Origin of the sequence: Prevotella koreensis (assembly GCF_003977605.1) — a bacterium.
Classification (GTDB): domain Bacteria; phylum Bacteroidota; class Bacteroidia; order Bacteroidales; family Bacteroidaceae; genus Prevotella; species Prevotella koreensis.
The window spans coordinates 2,188,575-2,214,717 of record NZ_RYYU01000001.1 but is presented as its reverse complement, the minus strand read 5'-3'; the positions used below and the strand labels follow the sequence as shown (position 1 = coordinate 2,214,717).

The following is a 26,143-nucleotide window of genomic DNA, read 5'->3' as shown; positions in this document are numbered from 1 at the left end:
GTTTTGTATGTATCTTGATGATTTAAAGTGCTTTAATGATACATCAATTTCTGTAGAAGGCCAAATGTGTGATGATTTTTTATTCCGGACTCTCGTATAAATAACAATCATAATATACTTTATGAAAAAGATAATTGCTTTAGTTGTTATATCAGTATTATTAGCAAGTTGTGATTCTCTATTAAGAAGATCATATAAAATAAATCCCCCTCCGCCAGAGATTTATTTCCCCGATGGTACGGAACTGGAGATGGCCACTGCTATATATGAAGGTAGTTATTCTGACGTAAATCATATGATTAAAAAAGGTATAGACCTGAACCATGTCAGTAAAGGCGGTATGACGTATCTTTTTTACGCCTTGTTGAACACAGACTACAACATGGTGAAATTATTGTTGGAGAATGGTGCAGACCCAAATATTCACAGTGTATTCTATACTCACCCCAAATTACATAAAAAAGGATATAGCGATGATGAGAGTGAAGGTGTGTGCTTGGAATATTCCGCATACAAGGCTTATCATATCAGATATATGAAACTATTCGTAAAATATGGGGCAAATGTAAATGATACTACCTATATCAGCCCTCTTTGGACTGCTGTTCGAGATGAGATACAGGGAAAAGAAAAGATAAAATATTTAGTTGAACAAGGTATAGATCTTAATTGCGGTAATAACCCAACACCTGTAATCTGTGGACGGGCGTTTATGTATGAATGGGATATCGTGCTCTTCCTGTTGGATGTTGGAGCAGACCCTATGGCTAGCGCAGATCCTGCCGATAATGTTGCTTCTTCTTTACAAAGATACTACGATGAGGGTTTTGACCTAAACGCTGAGCACGGAAAGATGGCGCAAGAGATAAAGCGAAGACTTGAAAAGCGTGGTGTGAAATTCCCCTATCGTATTAAGAAGAAATCAATTGAGCCTGAAAGCACGGAGCAGTCTGGAGAATAACAAAGGTTTCTGGATTTTCATTGCATTTTTACGGTTTATGGTTTTAAGATATGTAGAGTCAACCACCAAGTGCAAAATTACAAAACATGTTTGAAGAACTCGCACTTTGGTGTAGAAAAGTTTAATTTTTCTCTCGGTCTTTCGTTCAATTTCTTTTGTATCGACATAATTCTCTTGTCCGTATATTGGTCAAACGAATCCTTTTTCGGTATATATTGTCTTATTAACTTGTTTGTATTCTCAACCGTTCCCTTTTGCCATGAACAATATGGATCAGCGAAGTACACAGGTTCTCCCAAATATTTCGTGATGTCCTTATGTGCCGCAAATTCCGGTCCATTATCAGTTGTAATGGTCTTCAGGTAGTCCTTGTATGGTAGCAGCAGTTTTCTAACCACCTTTGCCGGAGGCTTTGACTGCTTCCCAAATGGCAGTTTCTGCATAAGCAACATATTGGTGGATTTCTCCACCGGTGTGAGTATGGCGTTTTGGTTAGGATCGACGATTAAATCCATCTCAAAATCTCCGAATCTTTTCCCATCAACTTCCTTACTTCTTTCATGTATGCTCACCCTGTCCTTGATTGGAAGATGTCCGCCCTTGGGCCGATGCCTGTATTTCATCTTATGTCTTGTGTGTTCGGCAAGTTTCCCTGTTGTGTCATTGTGTATGATGTTATAGATGGACCGGTGGGACACCTTTATCCCCTCATTTATGCGCAGATACCCTGATATTTGTCTTGGAGACCACCGGTAGTTGGTAATATCTTCCTTGATTCTCCGGACTAATTCGTCGGAGAGTTTGGCGTTTGTTACCGTTCTCTTTCTGCGCTGCATAGCCATATCGTGTGCCCTCGTCCAAATATACTTTCCCGATGGCGTGCTATTGCGTTTGATTTCACGTGACAGTGTTGACTTACTGATGCCGACGATGTCGGCAATTTCTTTTCTCGCTGTTTTCTTTTGGAGTAAGGCAAAAATTTGCGACCTTTGCTCCGAGATTAATTGATGATACATTTGCAATACAAAGTTAGTTAATCTTTGGGAGATTTCGGTCTCCCTTTTATATTTGTATTGCTGATTGGCTCTTTTTCCTCGCCGAGAGATGCAGACAACCTCTCGCTACGCTTCGAGAACGTCTGCATCTCTCGGCGAGGATCACTTTTTTATTGCACTTCGTTTTTGAACTTACAGGAGGTAAGGATGGATAAACAATCTCCATCAGTCTTTTCCCAAAATAAGTTGAGCCGTAAAGTCAACTAATTTTATGGAAAGACAAGTGTCGAAATGAGGGCACACCACAACGCCCCCACACTTTATGACATCTGACCTTTGCTGTTACGATAGTACCTGCTGATGGCATCAAACGATAGCAAAACAGATTTTTATCAAATTCTGCATTAAAATTATTGTTATATTCATCAATTATACAGAAAATTTTTAGAGTTTCCTTGAACAAAGTGGAAAACTTTGTCCTCGGTAATCATAGTGGATTTTGTTTATATTTTGTTGATTTAGAATACCATAAAGAGACAACAAATTCCGCAAATCTTCAAATTTTATGATGAACTCTTATTATGAACTTGCCGAGCATATGCAATGTTTTGTAACATTATGTTACAATAGTCGTTCCTTAAAAATGACTTATTACAATGATTTATAGTTAAATATCTCTCATATTTCGCATATTTTCCGAAAAAACATTGTTCATTTCGGGAAAATAGATTAGATTTGCACCTGTAATCTTCAATAAAGTGAAGATAAAGTAATAAAACCAATAGTAAACATCACTTTAGTGATGGTTAAACGCATATATTATGGTAGATCTATATGAGTATTCTACACCTGAACTTGTTCGTTTGCTTGGCTCACGTTTCAAGGAATACAGGATGCGCTGCAATCTCACACAGAAGGAGGTCGCAGAGCAGTCGGGTATAGGTCTGACAACAATCCATAAGTTCGAGAATGGTACTGCAGGCAATATTTCATTGTCAACGTTCATCCTTTTGCTGAAAGTTGTAGGTCAGGTTAATGCTTTGGATGACTTGCTGCCGGAGTTGCCGGAGTCACCCTATTTAATGCGTAAGGATGAGAAGAAGGCACAACGTATTCGTCACACGAACAATTCGATATGATAAAGTTATTGAGAGTAATCCTTTGGAATGAAGAAATAGGCAGATTGGCTTGGGACGACCGTCGCAGGCTGTCGTACTTCACCTATAATCCGGAATTTATCAAGAAAGGACTGAATGTATCTCCTCTGGTTGCTCCTGTTGATGGCGTCAGAGCTTTGGCACCGGTCTGGGGTGAGGATGCCAAGATCTATCAGAAACTTCCTGCTTTTGTCGCAGATTCATTGCCTGATGCCTGGGGTAATCAACTCTTTGACCTCTGGAGTCAGCAGAACCACCTTGCCGGTGCGGATATTACTCCGCTTGATAAACTCTCATTCATCGGTAAACGAGGGATGGGTGCTTTAGAGTTTTTGCCTGAAACAACCCGTGAACGACGAGGAGAGAAAATAGACATGAAGTCCTTGTCTGACTTGGCAGAGCGCATCTTTACCGAACGTGAGAGCGCACGTATCGTGCCTGAAGAATCAATCACCATGCAGTCTTTGCTGACTGTTGGAGCCTCTGCCGGTGGTCGTCAGCCTAAGGCAATTCTTGCCATCAACAATAAGACGGGCGAGATACGTAGTGGTCAGGTTTCCGGATTGGAGGGCTTTGACTATTATCTGCTAAAGTTCGGCAATTCAGAGTACAACTCTGCAGAACTGGAGATGACCTATTATGAATTGGCAACTGCTGCAGGAATCAGCATGATGCCATCTGAACTATATCCGGTTGAAGGTAATAATCATTTCGTCACAAAACGATTTGATCGTGATGGCGAGAGAAAGATTCATACGCAGACATTAGCCGCAATTTGTCCAGATGCCGACAGCTATGAGCAACTGATTACCGTTTGCCGTAAACTTCATCTTCCAGAGTCTGACTGCCAGGAGGTATTCCGTAGAATGGTCTTCAATATTTTGTCGAACAATACGGATGATCATAACAAGAACTTCTCATTCATCATGAACAAGGATGGTTCATGGAAATTATCACCTGCTTATGACATTACCTATATAATAGATAGAGGAGGACATCTGCCAAACGAGGATCACTGTATGTTTATCCGTGCAAAACTTCGTGGAATCACCCGTGATGACGTAATCGACTTTGCCCATGATAATGGTATTCGCCGACCGGATACTATCATACGTGATGTTGTAGCATCGTTGAAGCAATTCCGCGCTGTAGCTACTAAGTACGGCGTATCTGACAAATGGATTGGCAGAGTAGAAACCACCATCATTGACCATCTGAAAGCATGGGGAGAGTGGGAGAAAGAAACTTCGGAAGCAGCAATCGAAATCAATGGACATGCCATAGAGAATATGCGTATAGAGGCTACTTATAAAGGTAATTACCATCTGTATGCCGATATTGATGGCAAGGAACGCAAGTTTGTCATCGGCAAGAACAAGGAAGAGTTCTCACTGATAGAAAAGACAGGCTTGACAAATATCTCATCCGATCAAATTAAAGCAATGGTCGAGAAATACTTCAAACTAAAGAAATGAACTTTTATCAAATAGAAATTACGACAGAAAGAAATACTGTATCAGTAATGGTCAGCGCATCATGACCTAAACATTAATGTTTTTGTGCATTTCTGCAAGCAAGAATATTTTACCCCAAATCCGAAGAACATATTCAATGTTACGCAACATAGTGTTAAATAATATTACATGACGGCACATGAACTCTTGAACTTCAAAAACTCCTGAACTCCTTAAAAGAAATATGCTCCCACGCTATTTGATACCAGCCAATCATTTCTTTGCAATTCCTTAATTTTCAATAAAATAGCATTTCACTACTTGGCTGTGTTTGATTTTATTACTACCTTTGCCCAGCACAAAATAGATATTATGCAGTAATAATTCGGCGAAATGGCTTCCATAAATATTTTAAGGAATGCATGAAAAAGCCGAGAAAAAAATTAAGTTATGAAGAAATTTATCGGTATCATTATCCTTATGCTAACATTGTGCGTAAATAATGCTTGTGCACAGGAGAAGGGAATCGCAAGTTACTACGGACAGAAAGCGCACGGACGAAAAACAAGTAGCGGAGAAAGACACAACGCTTACGGACTTGTATGTGCACACAAGAAGTACCCAATGGGAACGAAACTCAAAGTGACAAACCTAAAGAACGGAAAAAGCGTGGTGGTAAGGGTGAACGACCGAGGGCCATACGCCAAAGGCTGGGTAGTGGATCTGTCGTGGCAGGCTGCAAAAGAAATAGATATGCTTGCACAAGGTGTAGCGCAAGTGACGGTGGAAGTGATGAAAGAAGAAAGTGACAAAAAGCAGTAAAATAGCAGCCCCACCACTACTTTATATCCCGTTTTAACAAAAAGACAGCATTGAAGTGAAAATTTTCCTATATTTACTTGGAGGATTCAAATAAAACCACTACTTTTGCTGCACCTACTTGACAAACTGTCAAAGTTTAACCTATATAAATATAAATAAATACATACTATGGAAGTTAAAAAGATTATGCAAGCCCTGGAGCAGAAGCATCCGGGCGAGTTGGAGTACTTGCAGGCAGTGCAGGAAGTACTTGAGTCTATCGAAGAAGTTTACAATCAGCATCCCGAGTACGAGAAAGCAAGAATCGTAGAGAGAATGGTTGAGCCGGAGCGTATATTTACTTTCCGCGTAAACTGGATTGATGATAATGGTGAAGTACAGACAAACCTCGGTTATCGCGTACAGTTCAACAGTGCTATCGGTCCTTACAAAGGTGGTCTCCGCTTCCACAAAGCCGTTACTCCTTCAATGCTGAAATTCCTCGGTTTCGAGCAGACATTCAAGAATGCCCTCACAACTCTCCCAATGGGTGGTGGTAAGGGTGGTTCTGACTTCGACCCAACAGGAAAGTCTGACGCTGAAATCATGCGTTTCTGCCAGGCATTCATGCTCGAACTGAAACACAATATCGGTCCTGACCAGGATATTCCTGCAGGTGACGTTGGTGTTGGTGGACGCGAAATCGGCTACATGAACGGTATGTATCAGAAACTTACACGTCAGTATCACACAGGTGTTCTCACCGGTAAGGGTCTGACATGGGGTGGTTCTATCTTCCGTCCTGAGGCTACCGGTTATGGCGCACTCTATTTCACAGAGCACCTTTTGAAGAAGGCCGGCAAGGACATCAAGGGCAAGAAGATTGCTATCTCCGGCTTCGGTAACGTGGCTTGGGGTGCTTCACAGAAGGCTACCCAACTCGGTGGTAAGGTTGTAGCAATCTCAGGACCGGACGGTGTTTGCGAAATCCCAGAAGGCATCACAAACGAGATGATTGACTATATGCTCGAAATGCGTGCTTCTAACCGTAACAAGGTTGAAGATATGGCAACCAAATTCCCAGGCAAGGCTAAGTTCACCGCAGGCAAGAAAGCTTGGAGCATTCCTTGCGACATCGCTCTCCCATGTGCATTCCAGAACGAACTTAGCGAAGACGATGCTAAGGAACTGAAGGCTAACGGCTGCTGGTGCTGCTGCGAGGTTTCAAACATGGGTTGCCAGCCGGGCGCTATCCATTTCTTCCAGAACAATGGTATGCTCTTCGCTCCGGGTAAGGCTGTAAACGCCGGTGGTGTTGCTACTTCCGGTCTTGAAATGACACAGAATGCTGCTCACTTGAGCTGGTCAGCAGAAGAGGTAAACGCAAAACTTCACTGGATTATGGAAAGCATCCACGAGCAGTGCGTTAAGTTCGGCACACAGCCTGACGGCTCTGTTGACTACGTTAAGGGCGCAAACATTGCCGGCTTCATGAAGGTTGCACAGGCAATGTTAGAACAAGGAATTGTGTAAAATACACTCTATATTCTAAATGTTTTTAATTCTTGTCCGAGCCAGTCGTGAGATTGGCTCGGACATTTTTTGCACATAAACCGAGGGAAATAGCCGGTAATAAAAGAAGATATTCTCTGCTATCATCAATGACTATTATTCGGAGATTTCATACCGTCTCACGATATAGTCTTATAGGGATATGTGTAAATCGTAAAGGCAAGCAACTTCAACGAGCTTTCTCTTTTTGATGGTTTTATAAAACAGACTTCAAATTCTCAATCACTTGCAAATCTGCCGGCAACCATTTTATGCTGTCCAATTCATCCTTCACCAGCCATAATGCAGCCTCATGTTCATTCAAATGCAAGGATTCTGAAATCATCGAACAAAGGTAGCAGTTCATGGTAAGATGAAAGTCTGTGTAATCGTACTCAACTCTACAAAAGAATTCATCCACACAAATATCGGCCGACAGTTCCTCAAATATCTCTCGCTTCAAGGCCGCTTCCGGTTTCTCTCCTACCTCAATCTTTCCACCCGGAAATTCCCACCAGTCCTTCCACTCACCATACCCTCGCTGTGTTGCGAAGACTTTATCCTCTTTTCGAATTATGGCTGCTACAACTTCTATCTGTTTCATAATAACTCATTAACCAACTTTTAAATTATTGCATTGACTATATCAATTCCTTTTGTTACAACAGAACTCTCCATGCCTATATTCTCTTTGCTTTCATCATCATCTCTTCATAAGTTCTTCGTGTTATTCTGAAATGTTATTATTATCTCCTATTTTAGATAGGAAAACGTTTGCTAAGCAAACAGCATATTCCATATTGTAATCTTTGGGACGCCATGCTAAAGTATAACTCACCTTTGCACTTGTCACCACATAGCCTTTATCAGTCCAGCCTTTCAGTTTATCTCTGCCGGAAACAGAAAGCACTGCCACTTTGTTATCTTCTTCATCAAATAAGTTACCATCATTATATCTCAGACTGTTACCACTTCTGAGACGAAGCACAATATCTTTCCGTTCTTTGAAAAAGTCGAGCCATACATCGCGCATATTGAGTGCTACAGATATTGAAGAATATTCATTTGGAGAATTTGTGACAAGAAAAAGATTTCTTTTTGCACGAGTAAGACCGACATAATATGCTCTACTGTCATTGGCCTCCCTCCCATCGGGAATAGGAGAAAGGAGATAAACGCTATCGAACTCTCGTCCTTTTGCCTTGTGTATGGTACTTACAAATATGGATTTATCGACAGTCGCAATAAAGTCTTCTATATTCGACTCTAAAATATATTCGCGCAAATCACTATAATAATATGACTTATGTGTCACTTCAAAGTCTGCAAAGAATTGTCGCATGATGCTTAGGCAAGTGCTTGAGGCATAGGTGTAAAGAGTTCGTTGTTTGGCTGCCTCCCATTTCTCTTTAGATATGCTCACTTCGTCTTTATTACCAAGTTGTTTAATGAAGTAACGCACTTCGGCAAGGTTGGCAAAACGGAATCCTCCCATCGACTGTGCCACAGTGGCATGCAGGCCACGTTGCTCCAATTCGAATGCCACCTGCATCGACTCTTCGTTGGTGCGAGTGAGTACGGCCGTGCTTCCTTGTACTTTTATTTCGGCATTCTGCAATGACTTCAATGTCATCACCTTACCATCCTCTCCTATGGCAGAGTGTATTGGATTTTGTTTCATGCGACCCTGAAGCCGTTGCACATAGCGGTTGGCACATTCGACGATGTTTCTTGCAGAACGATAATTGTCGGTCATTTCGTAGAGTTTGGCTCCTTCTTGGTCAACGAGCGACTGCATATAGCGCGCATCAGAACCTCTAAAAGCAAAAATGTTTTGGTCGTCATCACCAACTGCTATCACTCTCATCTCTTCATTCTGATGCATCAGAGCCTGAACCAGCCGGAAGTCATCAATCCCCATATCCTGGGCCTCATCAATGACGAGAACACTCTTTGCTATCTTTGACTGCTCCACCTCACCGGCTTCTATCATCTCTGCTGCTCTACGCACAACATCTTTGGCCTCATCCAAACTCCCCTGTTTGCCTATAAGGTCGAAACTATAAGAGTGGAATGTTTTGATGTCCACATAATGTGCAGCGTTACCTACCAAATCAATGAGTCGTTTTTTGAATTCAGTGGCTGCTGCTCGTGAAAATGTCAGCATCAGAAGTTGTTCATGCTTCACGTCCTCTAACAATAGCAAGGAGGCCAACTTATGAACCAGCACGCGCGTCTTGCCACTGCCAGGACCTGCGGCCACAACGATGTATTTAGACTGTTTGTCATCAATAATCTCACATTGGCGATTGGAAAGTTCACCAAAGAGTTGGTTGTACTTGGTTGGCGTGATGTTTTGGTCTATCTGTGCCCGTCGCTCTTCTTTGAAATACTGATTGATGAACTTGCGGAAATCCAACGTAAAATAGTCATTAACAAAACGTAATGCTGTGTTATAGTCGCGTACCATCAGGTTGGCATATTCTCCCACAATGTGAATCTGTCGAATGCGCTGCTTGTAGAACTCATCTAACAGGCGGTACTGTTCCTTTCCGTATCTTGTACGACGGTCGGTTATACGATTTATCTCCATCGTGTTGTATATGACAAGGAAACCTCCTTCTATCTTCATCAATTCCGTCTTCGTAAGATATAGCAGTGCTTCCTCTACATCAGCGATAGTAGGTTTCTCTTTATCTACAAACATCATTTCTTGTCTGCTCTTAATAAACTGTTGAAGCAGTTCCACGATTGAGAAATTGACAAGTGTAGCATCCTTGCCAGAATCGCGTTTTACCGCGAGGGTATCAACAATGAATCGGCAGATATCCATTCGACGTTCAAAACGAGCCATGGATTTCTCGGAGGATATCTGCAAGCGTACGCACACAGCAGCTGTCACATAATGTTCCTTTTTATATATATAGCCCTTCAGCATCATGAAATGAAGCAATAGTCGCAAACGCTTGACATTGGAAAAAGTCATTCCTGCTTTCAACGCTTCCTCGTTCAGTTCCTTATAGTTGTATCGACATGCTTCTTCAGAAAAATGCCGCAACAAGAACTGCTCTAAACGCAATATGGCATCAAGATTCTTTTGTGTCGTACTCTTGGTTATCCATGCTTGCATATCCCTGCTATCTGCCAATAACCCTTCCTGTCGCATCAGGGTGATGTTCCTGATAACAACCCCCTTATTCATTCCAAGGATATCAGCCAGATAGTCCACACGACTCTCAGCTTCTGCCCCACGCCCTCCCACTGTTGCGCGTGCACTGATAAGCAATTTGATGATGCGAACTGCTTCCTCACGCGATTTTTCGTCAAAAACATTAGATATGGTTAACTTGTGGCGTGCTTCATCCATATTCCTCACAGAGATACTCGTAGCAAATATGTGTGGCGAATTGCTGCCACGCTGAATAAATCCGGCATCCTCAAGTGCAGCAACAGCCGCTTTTACGCGCGTTTCTATGTCTTCTATCTCATCTCCCCACCCTGCTTGTCTCGCGATATCCAATGGCGAACAACTCACTTTGTCTCGCTTAGTTGTAAGGTATTTAATAGCCTTCCATACTTGCTGAATCTCACTGATACTGAGTTTGGTCTGATTGAGAAGTATGAAATGTTTGTCAAGATCGCTGTCGGCATAGAGCACAAAACAATCTGCTTGCATCTGTGGGTCACGTCCGGCTCGCCCCGACTCTTGCACATAGTTCTCTAACGAGTCACTAATATTATAATGCACAACCAGTCCGACATCTTTTTTGTCAACACCCATGCCGAAAGCAGAGGTTGCCACAATCACTTGTGCTCCACCACTCATAAACGCATTCTGGTTCTTTATCTTCTCAGCGGCTTCCATCTTTCCATTGAAAGGCAATGCCCGTATGCCATCACGAACTAAATGGTGTGCTAATTCACGAGTACGTCGAGTACGTGACACATAAACAATCGAGGGACAGTTATGCCCGATTATCAATGAACGCAAAAGGTTGTATTTATCATCGGCAGTGTCGGCATGAATTACAGAATAGCGCAGATTTTGACGTTCCGAATTAGCTGCAAAAACCTTCAGTTCTAACCCCAACTTTGTTCGGAAATAATCACAGATATCACTGATGACTTTTTGTTTTGCCGTTGCTGTAAAACACGAAACCGCAATAGGGTGAGTCAAATGTTTCTTCTCTTGCAACTGACGAATGAATTCTCCAATATACAGATAATCCACTCGGAAATCATGCCCCCAAGCCGAGAAGCAGTGCGCCTCATCAATCACAAAACGCACAACATCACGTCCAAGCATTAATCGCTCTATAGTTTTTGAGCGCAACATCTCTGGGGCGATATATAGTAGGTTTGCCGTACCATCAGCCACTTGTTCAATAGCATTAGCTCTTTCGACAGGATCTAACAATCCATTAATAGTCACCGCATCGCTGATGCCCCGTGCAGTCAAGTTATCCACTTGGTCTTTCATAAGTGACTGCAACGGAGATATAACAACGGTCAAGCCATGAGTGTTGCGACCTGCTATCAATGCCGGTAATTGGAAAGTCAACGACTTGCCACCACCTGTAGGAAATATTGTCAGCAACGATTCTCCGCGAATGGTGGCCTCAACAGCCTGTTGCTGCATTGGCACTCCGTCAAAGATACGAAACTCATCATAGTCAAAGAACTCTTTTAGTCCATAGTGAGCATCTAATCGTTGATGACAATAATCACAGTCACCACAAGACGTATTACACAGTATGTTCATTACATTAACCACCTGTGGATAATTCTTTATCACCCACGCCGGGGTGATAGAGAATAGGTCATCGGCACCTATCACAGCCAAGCAATATGCAAATTCTATAGGATATTGTTTAACTAAAGTGTCAAAGTCTGCGTGACTGCACACTTTTCCCCCATATTCTTTAAGAATAAGTTGTGTCCAATCTGTTCGTGTACCCAGTATTTTGTCCCATATGGATTGTTTCGGAGAAAGAGTAAAGCCTATGTATTTAAAAAATCCCGCAAACTCAATTGTATCCTTAAGCAAGTTATAGTAAATTTCCTGTCTCTCAAGTGACAGTTGATTCCATGCAGAAATTTCATCATTCAACAAGTCGCGAGCCTTCTTAGAATCGTTAACCGGATTGTTGAGTTCGTCAACCTGCAACTTATCATCTTTCACTAAATGGTGATATGGTCTTTTGGGAAACAATAAAGGCGAGAGGAACAGTGTATCAACAATAGTTGGATTGCCCCTCAATGCCGTATATTTCAAGTCATGATAGATTATGTTATGCCCACAAACCGTATCGCATTTTGAAACAAAAGCATCGAAATCAGCCTTGGAGTGAGAGTGCAACACGGCACCATCTTCTCTCACTGCTCCGTAGTCTGCTACCTTCTTTGTCTGCAGGCCGACCTCTGTATCAATGAATACTATCATTCTGTGTCTTGACAAAAAATCCTTGATAAAAACCTAATATACCGTATTTATACGGTTAACATTTTCCATACCTTGTTATTTTATTACGCAAAGATAGTGATTTGTTTTCAATCTCTTGTTTTAACATGAAATTATCTTCAACAATCAATATACTTTTATTGCTTTTTCATAGTATTTTGCTTTATCCTAAGACTTTTGATCACAGTTATTTGGTACAATTATAGACATTTTTGAATCTACAATTCGAAAATATTGGTATCCGATAAAATTTTGAGAGGATCCTTATACTGAACTCACGTAACAGTCATTGTGAACAATGGCATTGAAAGATACTCGCGCAAGGCCTATCTTGTCCCATAGCGGACTTCGGTTCGTTCTGTGTGGGGTGATGGTAGGAAAGAGCCTACCTCCCATCAATTATTAGGATTTCTCCGTGTTGTACGGCACTGAAAAAATCCTAATAGTCGATTGAGGTTTATTAATAAGTTTTCAAAAGTTTCAAAGATAACATAAAGGACATCTGAAAGATTTCAAGCCACTAAATGCCTATTACGCCTAATTTTACATATCATTTGTTACCAGCATTGGCATATAAAGGCGAACTTGAACCTCTGTGAGCCAAGCAGAATGTTCTGCCAAACACTCAATTTCTTTATGAGAAAGTGCGGTTAAGTTAGTACTCACACTTCGTGCTAATTGTTCATGCTCTTGCAAAGGAACTTTCTTTTCTAACTCAGACCAATTAATTGATTTCTTTAATTTCTCAATGACAACTTTATTAGCAGATATGCTTTCAGCCCCTTTCAAGTTGGTTATCTCTTCTTTTGTTATACCATGAGCCTCCCATACATCAGGATGAATATTTTCGTCTTTCAAGTTATTTGCAAAACCTTGAATAAGTCTTGCGCTACAGTCCCATTCCAATGGAACATACGCAAAATGCTCTTTGCCCACATAGGACTCATATAGGTTATCTGCTCTTTGCATTTTCTTTATCCTATCCATCATCAGACTTATAGTATTCATGACCAGATTGAAAATATTTGTTGTCCCGGAGGCAGATATGTCACTGTTACCAGCATCACTCACAATAATGAAATCTGTATGAAATCTGCTTTTGTCATGGCTGAGTTTATGGCCGCCCTGATTGTCATAGACTCCCCCATCTATCAGTTTAGGAGGTTCGGGGTTATTGGGACATTTGTCATATTCTTCTGTCAAGTGTTTCTTGTCAATGGTAATTGGCGTAAAGCCATAGGGAACACACGATGATGCCATGACGGCACTTGCTATCGGAAAGCGCTCCGGGTTAAATATTGACTTTCCCTCAACACGGTACGCATATTCTCCCATTGCCTTTTTTGAGAAATAAAAAGGCACTTGAGTAGCAATATTTGTGGAGTTGATACACAATGTCGGACTATCGGGCAAGTCGCCAAGAGTTTTTTGCTTGAAGAACACCTTATTGTACAAGCGTGAGATGAGTTTGCTTGTCGGTAGCGTATCAAATGAATATTTCAGGAAAAGGACAAGCAGAAGAAAAAAGACGATGACACCGGCTAACGCTGCACAGACACCCGACAGGATAGGTTGATTCGGGAAAAGAAAACTCGTGAGATAGGCTGTCAGATGACTCATTGCTACAGATGTGCCCAGCAGAAAGAGTCCGGCTATTCCGAGATATAAAAAAGATGACCATAAGACACTCTTTGAGAGGCATCTGATAAATCCTTTCTCAAAGTCTTCGTAGTTATCTTTGTTCAACGCATAATATGCTGCTGTTATCGAACCACCGGAAACAGAAGATATTACATCTACTTTATTTAAAATACCAAGGCGATGAAGAGCACGCAAGGTACCAATGTGATATGCTGCTGCTCTATAACCTCCGCCGGATAAGGCTAGTCCTATTTTCTTTCTTGCAATTCTCATAATTCAGAAACGGTGAAACCGTAGTTAAAAGTTATATGAAGAACTTTGGTTCGTATTATCTGAAACCAAATTCTTTAAATAAACATTATTATATTAATAACATTCTACAATCAAATCACCTGTTCTTCGTAAACAAACAGAAATTCATTATGATTACTTTATCCATCAATAGGGTCATATATAATGGTGTTATATACTCTCTCTTTGCCTACACTAAGCTAAGCATTATCGGCGACTCGTGCGGACATCAAATTCTGTGATGCGCGACGTAACCTGCTCTTTGCCTTGAATGGCGCGAACGCGGAAACGAGCCATGCCGTCTTTAAGTCTTTTGCCTGCCTGCACCATTGCGGTGTAACGTATTCCCTTATGAGGAGCAATGCTCTCAATATGAATGGAGGGTGAGATATAGATTTGTTTTGAACCGGACAACTCCTCCACTATGGGCTGAACATCATATAAAGTGATGTCGGAATTGTTATACACCTCAAATATCACTTTACTTAATTCACGAGAACGTAGGACATTATCCATATCATCGTCAACGAAACGTGCGTTGCGTATCTCCAACTTCGGGTTGAAAGTTACGCTGAAGCCTTTGCCACCTGAATTAACAGGGTCGAACGAACGCGGTGTGGAAGCACTGTAATTGCTGTTGTAGCCTTTGTCGTTGTAGTCGTAGATGCGGTCGTCGCCACTGTTAGTAAAATCGTAACCGCTGTCATTATACGAATCATACATGCTACCATCATACCTGTCATCTGTTTCGTATGCATCGCTACGTTTATACACAGCATCTTCCGAGCGATATTCTTGCGAATAGCATTCACGCTTTGATTGATCTGCGGCATTACCTATTATCGCTCCTACCACAGCACCGCCGGTCATTCCAATCAGTGAACCAACGTCACTACCACGACAGCCACCTGTTATACCACCAATCGCAGAACCAATCACCGAACCTATGCCTGCGCCTTGATAAGCACCAACACCCGTATATGAAGTGCAACCGGTAAGTAAAAGGGCTGTAACAATAATTGTAAGAAAAACCTTTTTCATATTTGTAAAATTTAATTTTATTGGTCTGTTTATATTTTATTTGCAGCAAAGATATAATTTTATTATGACACATGGATAAAATTTCCCCTATTTTAACATAGGGAAATCCCTAAAATAAATTATTACTGTGTATTAAAACCCAATTAGTCATTAGAACGCATTTGCTTAGATTTGTTATTATCGGCATGCTTCCTTACAGCTTAGTCCGCTTGCCGACATCTGCGCTACAATGCATCTCGACTTATACCACTACGACTTCGATGAAACGGCTGCACACCTGCTCAATAATCGGGCAAAATCAGTCAAGGACTCTATGACCGATTAGAGTTTAATTTTTATGCTTTTAGTCATAATATGGGCATAAAAAAAACTTCCGTCCCCATTTAAAGGAACGGAAGTTTATGTTAAGGATATAATATTTATTCTGCCTTTGCTTCTGCTGTTTCTGCTTGAGCCTCTGCTTTCGGTGTAGCCTTCTTACCTGCGCGGCGTGTACGCTTAGCGGCAGTTTTCGGAGTCTTAGCCATGTTCTCGTTAAAGTCAACGAGTTCTATGAAAGCCATTTCTGCACCGTCGCCTTGACGTGCGCCAAGTTTGATTACGCGAGTGTAACCGCCCGGACGGTCGCCAACCTTCTGTGAAACTTCTCCGAAGAGAGTCTTCAACGCCTCCTTGTTCTGCAAATAGCGGAACACAACGCGACGTGAGTTGGTTGAATCATCCTTGCAACGGGTGATCAGAGGTTCTACATACTTTTTCAGAGCCTTTGCTTTGGCAACGGTCGTAGTGATTCTTTTGTGCTCAATCAACGAAATAGCCATGTTAGCAAGCATTGCTTGACGATGATCAGCAGTACGACCGAGGTGCTTAAATTTCTTACCGTGTCTCATTGTTTGTTTTTCTTTCGGATTTGGTCTGTTAATTGTCAATTATAAATTGCCAATAAATCAGTCCTTCTCCAGTTTATACTTTGAAATATCGGTTCCAAACTGTAGATTCAGACTCTCGAGCAAATCATCAAGCTCAGAAAGCGATTTCTTACCGAAGTTACGGAACTTCAAGAGATCAGTCTTGTTGTACTGAACGAGGTCGCCAAGTGTATCCACATCGGCAGCCTTCAGACAGTTGAGTGCACGAACACTGAGGTTCATGTCAACAAGACGTGTCTTGAGGAGTTGACGCATGTGGAGCACTTCCTCATCAAACTCCTGATTGCCTTCAATATCGCTGTTTTCCAGCGTTATCTTCTCGTCAGAGAAAAGCATGAAGTGATAGATGAGTATCTTCGCTGCTTCCTTCAGCGCATCCTTCGGATGTATGGAACCATCCGTTGTAACTTCAAGAACGAGTTTGTCGTAGTCGGTCTTTTGCTCTACGCGATACGGCTCTACTGCGAACTTGACGTTGCGGATAGGTGTGTAAATAGAATCGATTGGAATTACATTGACATCAGTGCAGAACTCACGGTTCTCATCTGCCAGGACATATCCACGGCCTTTGTTTATCGTGAGGTCGAGAACCATTAATGCCTTTGAGTCTAAATGACAAATCACCAAATCTGGGTTTAACACTTCAAATCCAGTCAGATACTTGCCAATGTCACCGGCTTTGAATTCGGTGGAATTCTCTACGGTGATACTAACTTTCTCGTTCTCGAATTCTTCTACTACTTGCTTGAAGCGTACTTGCTTCAGATTCAAGATGATGTTGGTAACATCTTCTTTTACACCGGGAACGGATGAGAACTCATGTTCAACACCGGCAATCTTGATGGTGTTGATGGCATAGCCCTCGAGCGATGAAAGGAGAATGCGGCGCAGTGCGTTACCAATGGTCACACCGAAGCCTGGCTCAAGAGGACGAAATTCGAACTTGCCGAATTTATCATTTGCCTCCAGCATCACTACTTTATCAGGTTTTTGAAATGCTAATATCGCCATTAATTTAATGATTTGATTAGTTCTTAGAATACAATTCTACGATTAACTGCTCCTTGATGTTTTCGGGAATGTCAGCACGATCTGGCACGTGAAGGAACTTGCCACTCTTTGAAGCAGCATCCCACTCCATCCAAGGATACTTGCTGTGGTTGAAACCTGCGAGTGCAGACTCAATCACTTCAAGAGACTTTGACTTCTCGCGGACACCGATAACCTGTCCCGGTTTCACTGAATAAGAAGGAATACCCACAACCTGACCGTCAACTACGATATGTCTGTGGCCTACAAGTTGACGAGCTGCCGCGCGAGTAGGAGCAATTCCAAGACGGAATACTACATTATCGAGACGACACTCAAGATGCTGTAGCAGCACCTCACCGGTAATGCCACCAGACTTTGCAGCCTTATTAAAAAGGTTGCGGAACTGACGCTCGAGCACACCGTAAGTGTATTTAGCCTTTTGCTTCTCTGCCAACATGACCCCATACTCCGAAGTCTTGCGACGACGGTTCTGGCCATGCTGTCCGGGAGGGAAGTTTCTCCGGGACAAAACTTTGTCTGCACCGAATATGGGTTCTCCAAAACGACGAGCAATTTTTGATTTCGGTCCAATATATCTTGCCATAATACTTTGATAATTTTTCTTTTGTTAATGTTATTTCTCCGAACAATCCGAAAATTCGGATATTCGGGGAAATTTGGTTTTATACACGACGACGCTTCGGAGGACGACAGCCATTGTGTGGCAGTGGTGTAACGTCAACGATTTCGGTTACTTCAATACCTGCGGTATGGATAGCGCGGATTGCACTTTCACGACCGTTACCCGGACCTTTAACGTAAGCCTTTACTTTACGGAGACCAAGGTCGTATGCAATCTTTGCGCAGTCTTCTGCTGCCATCTGTGCTGCATAGGGAGTGTTCTTCTTTGAACCACGGAATCCCATTTTACCTGCAGAAGACCAAGAGATTACCTGACCATCACCATTGGCCAATGTTACTATGATATTATTGAAAGAACTGTGCACATGAAGTTGACCAAGAGCATCAACTTTCACATTTCTTTTCTTTGCGACTGTTTTCTTTGCCATAATTCTTAATTGTTAATTTTTAATTGATAATTGTGAATTACTTAGTGGCCTTCTTCTTGTTAGCAACAGTCTTCTTCTTACCTTTACGTGTTCGGGCATTGTTTTTGGTGCTCTGACCACGTACCGGAAGACCATTACGATGACGGACTCCACGATAGCAACCAATATCCATCAGTCGCTTAATATTCATCTGGATCTCACTGCGGAGATCACCTTCAACTTTGTATTCAGCGCCGATAACTTCACGGATTTTGGCTGCTTGATCGTCGCTCCACTCGTTAACCTTGAGTTCGCGGCTGACACCAGCTTTATCCAATATCTTTGCTGAACTACTTCGACCTATACCATAGATATAAGTCAATGCGATTTCGCCACGCTTATTCTGGGGCAAATCTACTCCAACAATTCTTATTGCCATTGTTTTTTAATGTAAAAATAAAATGTTTAATTTCAAAAACCTGCTAAAAAGCATGCAAAGGTAAGAATAATATCCGAGACTCTTGCCTTATTATGCTTATTTAACATTAACCCTGACGAAGTTTATACTTAGGGTTCTTCTTGTTGATAACGTACAGACGACCTTTGCGACGTACTATCTTGCAGTCGGGTGTGCGCTTCTTAAGTGATGCTCTTGTCTTCATATTATCTCTAAGTTTATTTGTATCTAAATACTATCCTGCCTTTTGTAAGGTCGTAGGGACTCATCTCTACTCTAACCTTGTCACCCGGCAATATCTTGATGTAGTGCATTCTCATCTTTCCTGAGATGTGTGCTATGATAGGCACTCCGTTCTCAAGTTCTACACGGAACATTGCATTCGAGAGTGCCTCTATTATTGTTCCGTCTTGTTCTATAGCCCCTTGCTTTGCCATGTAAGTTTATCTTGTTCTATTAATTAATGTTTTCTATTTCTTCGAAAGTTGATAAAATCTCTGCCTTGCCCTGTCTGATTGCTATGGTATGCTCGAAGTGGGCTGCCGGTTTTCCGTCTCGTGTACGTATTGTCCAGCGATCCGGCATCATGTATATGCTTCTGTTTCCCATTGTTATCATAGGTTCTATTGCGATACACATTCCTGCCTTTAGCAAAATACCGTTACCTCTCCGACCATAGTTAGGCACTTGAGGGTCTTCGTGCATTTCACGACCTATGCCGTGTCCTGTCAGTTCTCGCACCACTCCATACCCTTCCTTCTCACAATGGTCTTGTACGGCACAACTTATATCACCGACATGTCTTCCTGCCACGGCATTCTCAATTCCGAGATAAAGAGCCTCTCGAGTTGTCTTTAGAAGTTTCTTTACCTCATCTGAAACCTCGCCCACACAAAAAGTATAGGCAGAGTCGCCATTGAAGCCGTCAAGCAACGTACCGCAGTCTATGGAAACGATGTCTCCATCTTTCAGTACGTCTTCATCACTTGGCACTCCATGCACCACAGCATCATTCACCGATGTGCAGATGCTTGCGGGAAACGGTGCTCCGTATGGATTGGGAAAGTTCTTGAACGTAGGCACTGCGCCATGATCGCGTATGAACTCATCGGCAATCTTATCTAACTGGAGCGTGGTGACACCCGGCTTTATATGTTTGGCTAATTCGCCGAGCGTTTTTCCAACAAGTTGGTTAGCTCGGCGCATTAGCCCGATTTCATCTTCTGTCTTTAGAAATATCTTCATCTACAACAGAAAAGAAATTAGTAAGCAGAAACTCCGCCACGCTGACGTGATGTGCCCGAATTGAGCAGACCGTCATAATGGCGCATGAGCAAGCGGCTCTCTATCTGCTGTAGAGTGTCTATTACAACACCGATAAGAATCAGCAGTGATGTGCCGCCAAAGAACTGCGCGAACGAGTCTTGCACATTCAAGAATCCTGCGAGAGCAGGCATAATGGCTATGAAGGCAATAAACAGAGAACCCGGCAATGTGATGCGTGACATCACTGTATCAATGAACTCTGCTGTCGGTTTTCCCGGTTTTACACCCGGAATAAAACCATTGTTACGCTTCATGTCTTCTGCCATCTGTGTTGGATTCAGCGTAATTGCAGTATAGAAATATGTGAAAGCAATTATAAGTATTGCGAACACTACATTATACATTACACTACGGTGATCCATCAAGTTACGCATTATATATCCCGGCTCGCTTACATAACTTATTATAGTCAACGGAATGAACATCAAAGCCTGAGCAAAGATGATAGGCATCACGTTGGCAGCGAACAACTTCAATGGTATGTACTGGCGTGCACCTCCATACTGCTTGTTGCCCACAAGTCTCTTTGCATACTGCACAGGGACTTTACGAGTACCTTGAACAAGGAGAATTGCAAGACAAACCACGATATAAAGTATTAGAATCTCGATTATGAACATTACCAATCCACCACCTGTAATAGCAGTGAATCGCGAACTCACCTCTTGTATAAACGCCTGCGGTAGGCGGGCGATAATACCAATCATAATGACTATCGAGACACCATTTCCTATACCCTTATCGGTTATGCGTTCGCCAAGCCACAGAATGAACATGCTGCCGGCAGCGAGGATTATCGTTCCGACGATAATGAAATAATTCCATGAAATACCTGTGGCAAGTGCATCTGCCGACTGTGCGCGGAGGTTAATGAGATAAGACGGTGCTTGAAACAGCAGAATACCCACCGTGAGGATACGGGTGTACCACTGAATCTTCTTACGTCCACTCTCCCCTTCTCGCTGCATCTTCTGGAAATAAGGTACAGCTACTGCGAGCAGTTGCATAACGATAGAAGCCGAGATGTACGGCATGATTCCCAGCGCAAAGATTGACGCATGGGAGAATGCTCCACCTGAGAAAGCATCAAGGAGGGACATCAGTCCACCTGCTGTCTGTGACTGCAACTTGCCGAGGCTTCCGGGGTCGATACCCGGAAGTACCACGAACGAGCCGAAACGATATATTGCGACAAACAGGATGGTGATGAGGATTCGCTCTCGCAGATCCTCAACCCTCCAGCAATTCTTCAGGTACTCAATAAACTTTTTCATTTAAGATCAGATTATAGTTGTGTTACCACCTGCTGCCTTAATGGCCTCTTCAGCAGTTTTAGAGAAAGCATTTGCTTCAACGTCGATCTTTGCTTTAAGTTCGCCGTTACCAAGAATCTTAACCAGCACCTTGCCGTTTGTGAGTCCGGCATCAACGAGTTCTTGTATGCCAATCTTTGTCAGATTCTTTGCCTCTACGAGTTTCTGAAGAGTTGACAGGTTCACTGCGAAGTACTCCTTGTGGTTTATGTTCTTGAAACCGAACTTCGGAACGCGACGCTGGAGTGGCATCTGACCACCCTCAAATCCAATCTTTCTCTTATAACCGGAACGAGCCTTTGCACCCTTGTGTCCGCGAGTTGACGTGCCGCCCAGACCTGAACCCGGACCACGACCGATACGACGACGAGAATGTGTAGAGCCTGCTGCCGGCTTTAAATTATTTAATTTCATGATTAATAACTCTGTTTAAACGTTAGACTGTAAGTTTACTCTACAACGGTTACCAGATGATGAACCTTGCGTATCATTCCGCGGAGAGAGGGAGTGTCCTCACGTTCTACCACCTGAGAGATTTTGTGCAGACCCAGCGCTTCAAGTGTGCGCTTCTGGTCGATAGGAGCACCAATCTTGCTCTTTATCTGCTTTATTTTCAATGTTGCCATATAAAAAACCTCCTAAGTTTTTAACCGTTAAACACTTTTTTCATATCCACACCACGTATTCCTGCAACAGTGTAGGCATCACGCATTTCTGTGAGAGCCAATATTGTAGCCTTCACAAGATTGTGCGGGTTAGAAGAGCCCTTGCTCTTTGCGAGCACGTCAGTAACTCCTGCACTATCAAGAACGGCACGCATAGCACCACCGGCAACAAGTCCGGTACCGGCAGCAGCCGGCTTCAAGAACACTTGCGCTCCGCCATAGCGTGCTTCTACTTCATGAGGGATTGTGCCTTTAAGCACGGGAACCTTTACGAGGTTTTTCTTTGCAGCCTCAGTTCCCTTTGCGATAGCAGCGGTAACTTCACCGGCCTTTCCGAGGCCCCATCCGATAACGCCATTGCCGTCACCGACAACAACTATTGCTGCGAATGTGAAAGTGCGACCACCCTTTGTCACCTTGGTAACTCGGTTAATAGCAACCAAACGGTCTTTCAACTCTACGTCACTATTTATCTTAACTTTATTATTCATTGCCATAATAATCTTTTAGAATTTAAGTCCACCTTTACGAGCACCGTCTGCCAATTCCTTAACACGTCCGTGATACAAGTAACCATTACGGTCGAACACAACTTGTGTGATTCCGGCCTCCTTGGCTTTCTCTGCGAACAACTCGCCCACCTTTGCTGCCTGCTCTTTCTTTGGCATTTTTTCCATACCCAGAGAAGAAGCGGCACAAAGAGTCTTACCGGTCAGATCATCAACTGCCTGTGCGTAAATCTGTTTATTGCTGCGGAACACGCTCAAGCGGGGACGCTCAACAGTCCCGTTCACGTTCTTGCGAATTCTGAACTTTATCTTAATTCGTCTTTCTACTTTCTTTGTTGTCATAATAGTAAAATCAATTAAAATTACTTAGCAGAAGCCGACTTACCGGACTTTCTGCGGATAACCTCGCCTTTGAACAGGATACCCTTGCCTTTGTATGGCTCAGGCATACGGAAAGAACGAATTTTTGCACAAATGAGTCCGAGCAACTCTTTATCGCAAGACTCTAACAAAATCTGAGGATTCTGGTTACGTTCCATCTTTGTTTCCACCTTTACTTCTTTCGGAAGTTGGAGGAAGATAGGGTGTGTGTAACCAAGTTGGAACTCCATGAGGTTTCCTTGATTCGAAACACGATAACCTACACCGATAAGTTCGAGTTCCTTCTTGTAACCCTCGCTCACGCCAACAACCATATTGTTGACCAAAGCGCGGTACAGACCGTGGAACGCGTTCTTCTGCTTGTAGTTAACCGGGCTATTCTCATCAACCTCGAAAATTATCTGACCATCTTCCATCTTCATTTTGATAGATGAATCCACTTTCTGAGAAAGTTCTCCCTTTGGTCCCTTAACGGTTACTACGCCGTCATTCTGAGTAACTGTAACTCCTGTAGGGATAGCGATTGGCAATTTACCTATTCTTGACATATTTAAGCCCTCCCTAATTAATAGATATAGCAAAGAACCTCACCGCCTATTTTCTGGGCAGCGGCCTCTTTGTCAGTCATTACACCTTGAGACGTGGATATAATTGCGATACCCAGTCCGTTAATTACTCTCGGCATGTCTTTGTAGCCGGTATATTTGCGAAGACCGGGCTTTGACACTCTCTTGAGAGAACGGATTGCGTTCTCCTTTGTTTTTGGATTGTATTTCAAGGCAACTTTTATTGTTCCTTGAGGACCATCATCCTCAAACTTATAGTTCAGGATGTAACCCTTCTCGAAGAGGATCTTAGTGATCTCTTTCTTCAAGTTTGAAGCCGGTACTTCTACAACACGGTGATTAGCCATGATTGCGTTTCTCAACCTCGTCAGATAATCTGCTATTGGATCAGTCATAAAATATAAAATGTTTAATTAATCGGGACTACCCCGACAATATTAAAAAAATATCCTTTTCAGGTATTGGTGCTTGGTGGTGGGTGCGGCAAAAAGCAGGCACCCCCATCCTTCACCTTTATTTATCATTACCAGCTTGCTTTCTTTACTCCCGGAATGAGACCTGCCGAAGCCATCTCACGGAACTGGATACGAGAAAGACCGAACTGGCGCATATATCCCTTAGGACGACCCGTTATCTTGCAACGATTGTGCAGACGTATAGGGTTGGCGTTCTTCGGTATGCTCTGCAACTTGCGAGCGGCCTCGTAAGCCTCTGCCGGATCCTCGCTCTTAGCGACAATCTTCTTCAGGGCTGCACGTTTCTCTGCATAGCGAGCTACGAGTTTGGCACGCTTCACCTCACGAGCCTTCATTGATTCTTTTGCCATATCTCTTAATCTTTTTTAGCGTTCTTGAATGGGAGACCGAATGCTTTGAGCAGTGCAAAACCTTCCTCGTCGGTCTGTGCCGATGTAACGAAAGTGATGTTCATACCCTGAATACGGTCGATAGCATCAATGTTTATTTCAGGGAAGATAATCTGCTCCTGAATACCGAGTGTGTAGTTACCACGTCCGTCAAACTTAGTCTCAATACCTTTGAAGTCACGGATACGAGGGAGAGCCACGCGCACGAGTTTCTCAAGGAACTCGTACATGCGCTCACGTCGCAATGTAACCATAACGCCGATAGGCATCTTCTTGCGGAGTTTGAAGTTGGCAATATCCTTCTTTGAATATGTAGCGACAGCCTTCTGTCCTGTGATTGCTGAAATCTCATTGATGGCAACGTCAACAATCTTCTTGTCCTGGGTAGCATCTCCCAGACCTTGGTTAACTACAATCTTCTTAAGTACAGGAACCTGCATCTTAGAGGTGTAGTTGAACTGCTTTTCAAGTGCCGGAGCTATTTGCTCGTTATACACTTTCTTCAATTGTGCTGTATCCATTATTTGATTTCCTCCCCAGACTTTTTAGCGATGCGTACTTTCTTGCCATCCTCATTCACCTTAATGGCGATGCGTGTAGCCTTTCCGCTCTTCGGATCTATCAGACTTAAATTTGAGATATGAATGGGTGCCTCAATCTTTATGATGCCGCCCTGAGGGTTCTTGGCGCTGGGCTTGGAACTCTTGGAAACCATATTCCATCCTTCCACGATAGCCTTCTGCTCTTTAACCAAGACTTTGAGGACCTTACCTTTCTGGCCTTTATCCTTGCCAGCGAGGATGATTACCTCATCACCTTTCTTAATATGTAACTTCGTCATTACTTATTTACCGTTTTTAATTATTAAAGAACCTCAGGTGCCAGAGAAACGACTTTCATGTTCACGGCGCGAAGCTCACGTGCAACAGGACCGAAGATACGGCTGCCACGGAGTTCGCCGGCGTTGTTCAGTAGCACGCAAGCATTGTCGTCGAAGCGGATGTATGAGCCATCAGCACGGCGTATTTCTTTCTTTGTGCGCACAACCAAAGCCTTTGATACTGCACCTTTTTTAACGTCACTTGTAGGTATAGCGTTCTTTATGGCAACCACGATGACGTCGCCAACGCTTGCATAACGGCGGCGAGTTCCACCCAGCACTCTGATGCACTGAGCCTCACGTGCGCCACTGTTGTCAGCTACTGTAAGTCTTGATTCAACTTGTATCATAATTACTTAGCTTTTTCGATTATTGAAACTAATCTCCATCTCTTTGTCTTTGACAGAGGACGGGTCTCCATGATGAGCACTGTATCGCCTACATTTGCCTCATTCTTCTCGTCGTGTGCATGATACTTCTTGGTCTTCTGCACAAACTTACCGTAGATTGGGTGCTTCTCCTTGAACTTGGATGCAATAACAATGGTTTTATCCATTTTGTTGCTGATAACGACACCCTGTCTTGTTTTTCTTAAATTTCTTGTTTCCATCTGGACCATTGTTATTAATTAAGTTCTCTCTGATGCAATTCTGTTCTCAGACGCGCTATGTCACGACGAAGCAACTTAATCTGCGATGGATTCTCCAGAGGAGTGATTGCGTGGTTAAGCTTCATTTGATGAAGTCTTGCAACCTCAGCGTCTATGCGCTCTTCGAGTTCTTTAGTCCCGAGTTCTCTTATTTCCTTGTTTTTCATCT

At 42.8% G+C, this 26,143-nt stretch carries 31 protein-coding genes; 5 read left to right on the top strand and 26 right to left on the bottom strand.

Translation table 11 applies throughout. The features are described 5' to 3' along the window. Window positions 1-121 precede the first annotated feature (121 nt). Entirely contained in the window at window positions 122-961 is an 840-nt protein-coding gene (locus tag EHV08_RS09455) for an ankyrin repeat domain-containing protein (protein ID WP_126679044.1), read from the top strand. A 77-nt stretch (window positions 962-1,038) separates the two neighbouring features. Here EHV08_RS09455 and EHV08_RS09450 read toward each other — a convergent pair whose 3' ends face one another. Further along, complete coding sequence (locus EHV08_RS09450; RefSeq protein ID WP_126679043.1) at window positions 1,039-1,977, bottom strand: IS30 family transposase; 939 nt, start codon at window positions 1,975-1,977, stop codon at window positions 1,039-1,041. 800 nt (window positions 1,978-2,777) lie between these two features. Between EHV08_RS09450 and EHV08_RS09445 the strand changes: the two genes are divergently transcribed. The 4 genes from EHV08_RS09445 to gdhA all read left to right on the top strand — a co-directional run bounded on the left by EHV08_RS09445 (window position 2,778) and on the right by gdhA (window position 6,901). Then, window positions 2,778-3,095, top strand: coding sequence for a helix-turn-helix domain-containing protein (locus EHV08_RS09445; RefSeq protein WP_126679042.1), 318 nt, complete (start codon window positions 2,778-2,780; stop codon window positions 3,093-3,095). Next, the gene (locus tag EHV08_RS09440) at window positions 3,092-4,588 is read left to right on the top strand and encodes a type II toxin-antitoxin system HipA family toxin (RefSeq protein ID WP_126679041.1); all 1,497 of its coding nucleotides are present in this window, start codon (window positions 3,092-3,094) and stop codon (window positions 4,586-4,588) included. Before EHV08_RS09445 ends, EHV08_RS09440 begins: the two co-directional genes overlap by 4 nt. Before the next feature lie 429 nt (window positions 4,589-5,017). Then, window positions 5,018-5,389 carry a septal ring lytic transglycosylase RlpA family protein gene (locus EHV08_RS09435; RefSeq protein WP_126679040.1) on the top strand — a complete coding sequence of 124 codons (372 nt, stop codon included), beginning with the start codon at window positions 5,018-5,020 and terminating at the stop codon, window positions 5,387-5,389. 168 nt (window positions 5,390-5,557) lie between these two features. Next, a complete protein-coding gene (gdhA, locus tag EHV08_RS09430) occupies window positions 5,558-6,901 on the top strand; it encodes an NADP-specific glutamate dehydrogenase (protein ID WP_126679039.1) in 1,344 nt (447 codons plus the stop codon). A gap of 235 nt (window positions 6,902-7,136) precedes the next feature. Here the strand turns inward: gdhA and EHV08_RS09425 are convergent, their stop codons facing one another. From EHV08_RS09425 to rpmC, 25 genes are all read right to left on the bottom strand, one after another. Further along, entirely contained in the window at window positions 7,137-7,523 is a 387-nt protein-coding gene (locus EHV08_RS09425) for a (deoxy)nucleoside triphosphate pyrophosphohydrolase (protein ID WP_126679038.1), read from the bottom strand. Window positions 7,524-7,646: 123 nt separating this feature from the next. Continuing rightward, window positions 7,647-12,362, bottom strand: coding sequence for a RecQ family ATP-dependent DNA helicase (locus EHV08_RS09420; RefSeq protein WP_126679037.1), 4,716 nt, complete (start codon window positions 12,360-12,362; stop codon window positions 7,647-7,649). Window positions 12,363-12,923: 561 nt separating this feature from the next. Then, window positions 12,924-14,294 carry a patatin-like phospholipase family protein gene (locus tag EHV08_RS09415; protein WP_126679036.1) on the bottom strand — a complete coding sequence of 457 codons (1,371 nt, stop codon included), beginning with the start codon at window positions 14,292-14,294 and terminating at the stop codon, window positions 12,924-12,926. Between the two features lie 225 nt (window positions 14,295-14,519). Continuing rightward, window positions 14,520-15,353, bottom strand: coding sequence for a glycine zipper domain-containing protein (locus EHV08_RS09410; RefSeq protein ID WP_126679035.1), 834 nt, complete (start codon window positions 15,351-15,353; stop codon window positions 14,520-14,522). Between the two features lie 419 nt (window positions 15,354-15,772). After that, window positions 15,773-16,243, bottom strand: coding sequence for a 50S ribosomal protein L17 (gene rplQ, locus EHV08_RS09405; protein ID WP_126679034.1), 471 nt, complete (start codon window positions 16,241-16,243; stop codon window positions 15,773-15,775). 57 nt (window positions 16,244-16,300) lie between these two features. Then, entirely contained in the window at window positions 16,301-17,293 is a 993-nt protein-coding gene (locus tag EHV08_RS09400) for a DNA-directed RNA polymerase subunit alpha (RefSeq protein ID WP_126679033.1), read from the bottom strand. Between the two features lie 16 nt (window positions 17,294-17,309). Continuing rightward, on the bottom strand, window positions 17,310-17,918 hold the full coding sequence (gene rpsD, locus EHV08_RS09395) for a 30S ribosomal protein S4 (protein ID WP_126679032.1): 609 nt from the start codon (window positions 17,916-17,918) through the stop codon (window positions 17,310-17,312). A 79-nt stretch (window positions 17,919-17,997) separates the two neighbouring features. Next, window positions 17,998-18,384: a 30S ribosomal protein S11 gene (gene rpsK, locus EHV08_RS09390; protein WP_126679031.1), complete on the bottom strand. Its 387-nt coding sequence runs from the start codon at window positions 18,382-18,384 to the stop codon at window positions 17,998-18,000. A gap of 37 nt (window positions 18,385-18,421) precedes the next feature. Continuing rightward, entirely contained in the window at window positions 18,422-18,802 is a 381-nt protein-coding gene (gene rpsM, locus EHV08_RS09385) for a 30S ribosomal protein S13 (RefSeq protein ID WP_126679030.1), read from the bottom strand. A gap of 106 nt (window positions 18,803-18,908) precedes the next feature. After that, window positions 18,909-19,025, bottom strand: a complete 117-nt coding sequence (gene ykgO, locus EHV08_RS09380) for a type B 50S ribosomal protein L36 (RefSeq protein WP_021855190.1) — start codon at window positions 19,023-19,025, stop codon at window positions 18,909-18,911. Between the two features lie 13 nt (window positions 19,026-19,038). Continuing rightward, window positions 19,039-19,257 carry a translation initiation factor IF-1 gene (gene infA / locus EHV08_RS09375; RefSeq protein ID WP_126679029.1) on the bottom strand — a complete coding sequence of 73 codons (219 nt, stop codon included), beginning with the start codon at window positions 19,255-19,257 and terminating at the stop codon, window positions 19,039-19,041. A 19-nt stretch (window positions 19,258-19,276) separates the two neighbouring features. Next, on the bottom strand, window positions 19,277-20,065 hold the full coding sequence (map, locus tag EHV08_RS09370; RefSeq protein ID WP_126679028.1) for a type I methionyl aminopeptidase: 789 nt from the start codon (window positions 20,063-20,065) through the stop codon (window positions 19,277-19,279). A gap of 17 nt (window positions 20,066-20,082) precedes the next feature. Then, window positions 20,083-21,420, bottom strand: a complete 1,338-nt coding sequence (gene secY, locus EHV08_RS09365; RefSeq protein WP_126679027.1) for a preprotein translocase subunit SecY — start codon at window positions 21,418-21,420, stop codon at window positions 20,083-20,085. 6 nt (window positions 21,421-21,426) lie between these two features. Then, a complete protein-coding gene (gene rplO, locus EHV08_RS09360; RefSeq protein WP_126679026.1) occupies window positions 21,427-21,873 on the bottom strand; it encodes a 50S ribosomal protein L15 in 447 nt (148 codons plus the stop codon). A gap of 35 nt (window positions 21,874-21,908) precedes the next feature. Next, complete coding sequence (gene rpmD / locus EHV08_RS09355; protein WP_126679025.1) at window positions 21,909-22,085, bottom strand: 50S ribosomal protein L30; 177 nt, start codon at window positions 22,083-22,085, stop codon at window positions 21,909-21,911. Window positions 22,086-22,105: 20 nt separating this feature from the next. After that, the gene (rpsE, locus tag EHV08_RS09350; RefSeq protein ID WP_126679024.1) at window positions 22,106-22,621 is read right to left on the bottom strand and encodes a 30S ribosomal protein S5; all 516 of its coding nucleotides are present in this window, start codon (window positions 22,619-22,621) and stop codon (window positions 22,106-22,108) included. A gap of 9 nt (window positions 22,622-22,630) precedes the next feature. Further along, a complete protein-coding gene (gene rplR / locus EHV08_RS09345) occupies window positions 22,631-22,975 on the bottom strand; it encodes a 50S ribosomal protein L18 (protein WP_126679023.1) in 345 nt (114 codons plus the stop codon). Window positions 22,976-22,995: 20 nt separating this feature from the next. After that, complete coding sequence (rplF, locus tag EHV08_RS09340) at window positions 22,996-23,562, bottom strand: 50S ribosomal protein L6 (protein WP_126679022.1); 567 nt, start codon at window positions 23,560-23,562, stop codon at window positions 22,996-22,998. Between the two features lie 17 nt (window positions 23,563-23,579). Further along, window positions 23,580-23,975: a 30S ribosomal protein S8 gene (gene rpsH / locus EHV08_RS09335; RefSeq protein WP_126679021.1), complete on the bottom strand. Its 396-nt coding sequence runs from the start codon at window positions 23,973-23,975 to the stop codon at window positions 23,580-23,582. Between the two features lie 128 nt (window positions 23,976-24,103). Then, complete coding sequence (rpsN, locus tag EHV08_RS09330) at window positions 24,104-24,406, bottom strand: 30S ribosomal protein S14 (RefSeq protein ID WP_126679020.1); 303 nt, start codon at window positions 24,404-24,406, stop codon at window positions 24,104-24,106. A 5-nt stretch (window positions 24,407-24,411) separates the two neighbouring features. Further along, complete coding sequence (gene rplE, locus EHV08_RS09325; protein ID WP_126679019.1) at window positions 24,412-24,966, bottom strand: 50S ribosomal protein L5; 555 nt, start codon at window positions 24,964-24,966, stop codon at window positions 24,412-24,414. After that, window positions 24,966-25,286: a 50S ribosomal protein L24 gene (rplX, locus tag EHV08_RS09320; RefSeq protein WP_126679018.1), complete on the bottom strand. Its 321-nt coding sequence runs from the start codon at window positions 25,284-25,286 to the stop codon at window positions 24,966-24,968. Before rplX ends, rplE begins: the two co-directional genes overlap by 1 nt. Window positions 25,287-25,309: 23 nt before the next feature. Beyond that, the gene (rplN, locus tag EHV08_RS09315) at window positions 25,310-25,675 is read right to left on the bottom strand and encodes a 50S ribosomal protein L14 (protein ID WP_126679017.1); all 366 of its coding nucleotides are present in this window, start codon (window positions 25,673-25,675) and stop codon (window positions 25,310-25,312) included. Between the two features lie 2 nt (window positions 25,676-25,677). Continuing rightward, complete coding sequence (rpsQ, locus tag EHV08_RS09310) at window positions 25,678-25,944, bottom strand: 30S ribosomal protein S17 (RefSeq protein ID WP_125234263.1); 267 nt, start codon at window positions 25,942-25,944, stop codon at window positions 25,678-25,680. Window positions 25,945-25,949: 5 nt separating this feature from the next. After that, window positions 25,950-26,141, bottom strand: a complete 192-nt coding sequence (gene rpmC / locus EHV08_RS09305) for a 50S ribosomal protein L29 (protein WP_126679016.1) — start codon at window positions 26,139-26,141, stop codon at window positions 25,950-25,952. Between the last annotated feature and the right edge of the window lie 2 nt (window positions 26,142-26,143).

Coding starts and splice junctions, on each gene's coding strand:
- rpsD (WP_126679032.1), bottom strand. CDS start 17,918: ATGGCAAGATATATTGGACCGAAATCAAAAATTGCTCGTCGTTTTGGA.
- rplN (WP_126679017.1), bottom strand. CDS start 25,675: ATGATACAAGTTGAATCAAGACTTACAGTAGCTGACAACAGTGGCGCA.
- rpsQ (WP_125234263.1), bottom strand. CDS start 25,944: ATGGTCCAGATGGAAACAAGAAATTTAAGAAAAACAAGACAGGGTGTC.
- rpsE (WP_126679024.1), bottom strand. CDS start 22,621: ATGGCAATGAATAATAAAGTTAAGATAAATAGTGACGTAGAGTTGAAA.
- EHV08_RS09415 (WP_126679036.1), bottom strand. CDS start 14,294: ATGAGAATTGCAAGAAAGAAAATAGGACTAGCCTTATCCGGCGGAGGT.
- gdhA (WP_126679039.1), top strand. CDS start 5,558: ATGGAAGTTAAAAAGATTATGCAAGCCCTGGAGCAGAAGCATCCGGGC.
- EHV08_RS09435 (WP_126679040.1), top strand. CDS start 5,018: ATGAAGAAATTTATCGGTATCATTATCCTTATGCTAACATTGTGCGTA.
- EHV08_RS09440 (WP_126679041.1), top strand. CDS start 3,092: ATGATAAAGTTATTGAGAGTAATCCTTTGGAATGAAGAAATAGGCAGA.
- rplX (WP_126679018.1), bottom strand. CDS start 25,286: ATGACGAAGTTACATATTAAGAAAGGTGATGAGGTAATCATCCTCGCT.
- rplR (WP_126679023.1), bottom strand. CDS start 22,975: ATGACAACAAAGAAAGTAGAAAGACGAATTAAGATAAAGTTCAGAATT.
- EHV08_RS09420 (WP_126679037.1), bottom strand. CDS start 12,362: ATGATAGTATTCATTGATACAGAGGTCGGCCTGCAGACAAAGAAGGTA.
- rplQ (WP_126679034.1), bottom strand. CDS start 16,243: ATGAGACACGGTAAGAAATTTAAGCACCTCGGTCGTACTGCTGATCAT.
- secY (WP_126679027.1), bottom strand. CDS start 21,420: ATGAAAAAGTTTATTGAGTACCTGAAGAATTGCTGGAGGGTTGAGGAT.
- rpsK (WP_126679031.1), bottom strand. CDS start 18,384: ATGGCAAAGAAAACAGTCGCAAAGAAAAGAAATGTGAAAGTTGATGCT.
- rpmD (WP_126679025.1), bottom strand. CDS start 22,085: ATGGCAACATTGAAAATAAAGCAGATAAAGAGCAAGATTGGTGCTCCT.
- ykgO (WP_021855190.1), bottom strand. CDS start 19,025: ATGAAGACAAGAGCATCACTTAAGAAGCGCACACCCGACTGCAAGATA.
- rplF (WP_126679022.1), bottom strand. CDS start 23,562: ATGTCAAGAATAGGTAAATTGCCAATCGCTATCCCTACAGGAGTTACA.
- rpsH (WP_126679021.1), bottom strand. CDS start 23,975: ATGACTGATCCAATAGCAGATTATCTGACGAGGTTGAGAAACGCAATC.
- EHV08_RS09410 (WP_126679035.1), bottom strand. CDS start 15,353: ATGAAAAAGGTTTTTCTTACAATTATTGTTACAGCCCTTTTACTTACC.
- EHV08_RS09425 (WP_126679038.1), bottom strand. CDS start 7,523: ATGAAACAGATAGAAGTTGTAGCAGCCATAATTCGAAAAGAGGATAAA.
- rpmC (WP_126679016.1), bottom strand. CDS start 26,141: ATGAAAAACAAGGAAATAAGAGAACTCGGGACTAAAGAACTCGAAGAG.
- EHV08_RS09400 (WP_126679033.1), bottom strand. CDS start 17,293: ATGGCGATATTAGCATTTCAAAAACCTGATAAAGTAGTGATGCTGGAG.
- rplO (WP_126679026.1), bottom strand. CDS start 21,873: ATGAAATTAAATAATTTAAAGCCGGCAGCAGGCTCTACACATTCTCGT.
- EHV08_RS09455 (WP_126679044.1), top strand. CDS start 122: ATGAAAAAGATAATTGCTTTAGTTGTTATATCAGTATTATTAGCAAGT.
- EHV08_RS09445 (WP_126679042.1), top strand. CDS start 2,778: ATGGTAGATCTATATGAGTATTCTACACCTGAACTTGTTCGTTTGCTT.
- map (WP_126679028.1), bottom strand. CDS start 20,065: ATGAAGATATTTCTAAAGACAGAAGATGAAATCGGGCTAATGCGCCGA.
- EHV08_RS09450 (WP_126679043.1), bottom strand. CDS start 1,977: ATGTATCATCAATTAATCTCGGAGCAAAGGTCGCAAATTTTTGCCTTA.
- rpsM (WP_126679030.1), bottom strand. CDS start 18,802: ATGGCAATAAGAATTGTTGGAGTAGATTTGCCCCAGAATAAGCGTGGC.
- rpsN (WP_126679020.1), bottom strand. CDS start 24,406: ATGGCAAAAGAATCAATGAAGGCTCGTGAGGTGAAGCGTGCCAAACTC.
- rplE (WP_126679019.1), bottom strand. CDS start 24,966: ATGGATACAGCACAATTGAAGAAAGTGTATAACGAGCAAATAGCTCCG.
- infA (WP_126679029.1), bottom strand. CDS start 19,257: ATGGCAAAGCAAGGGGCTATAGAACAAGACGGAACAATAATAGAGGCA.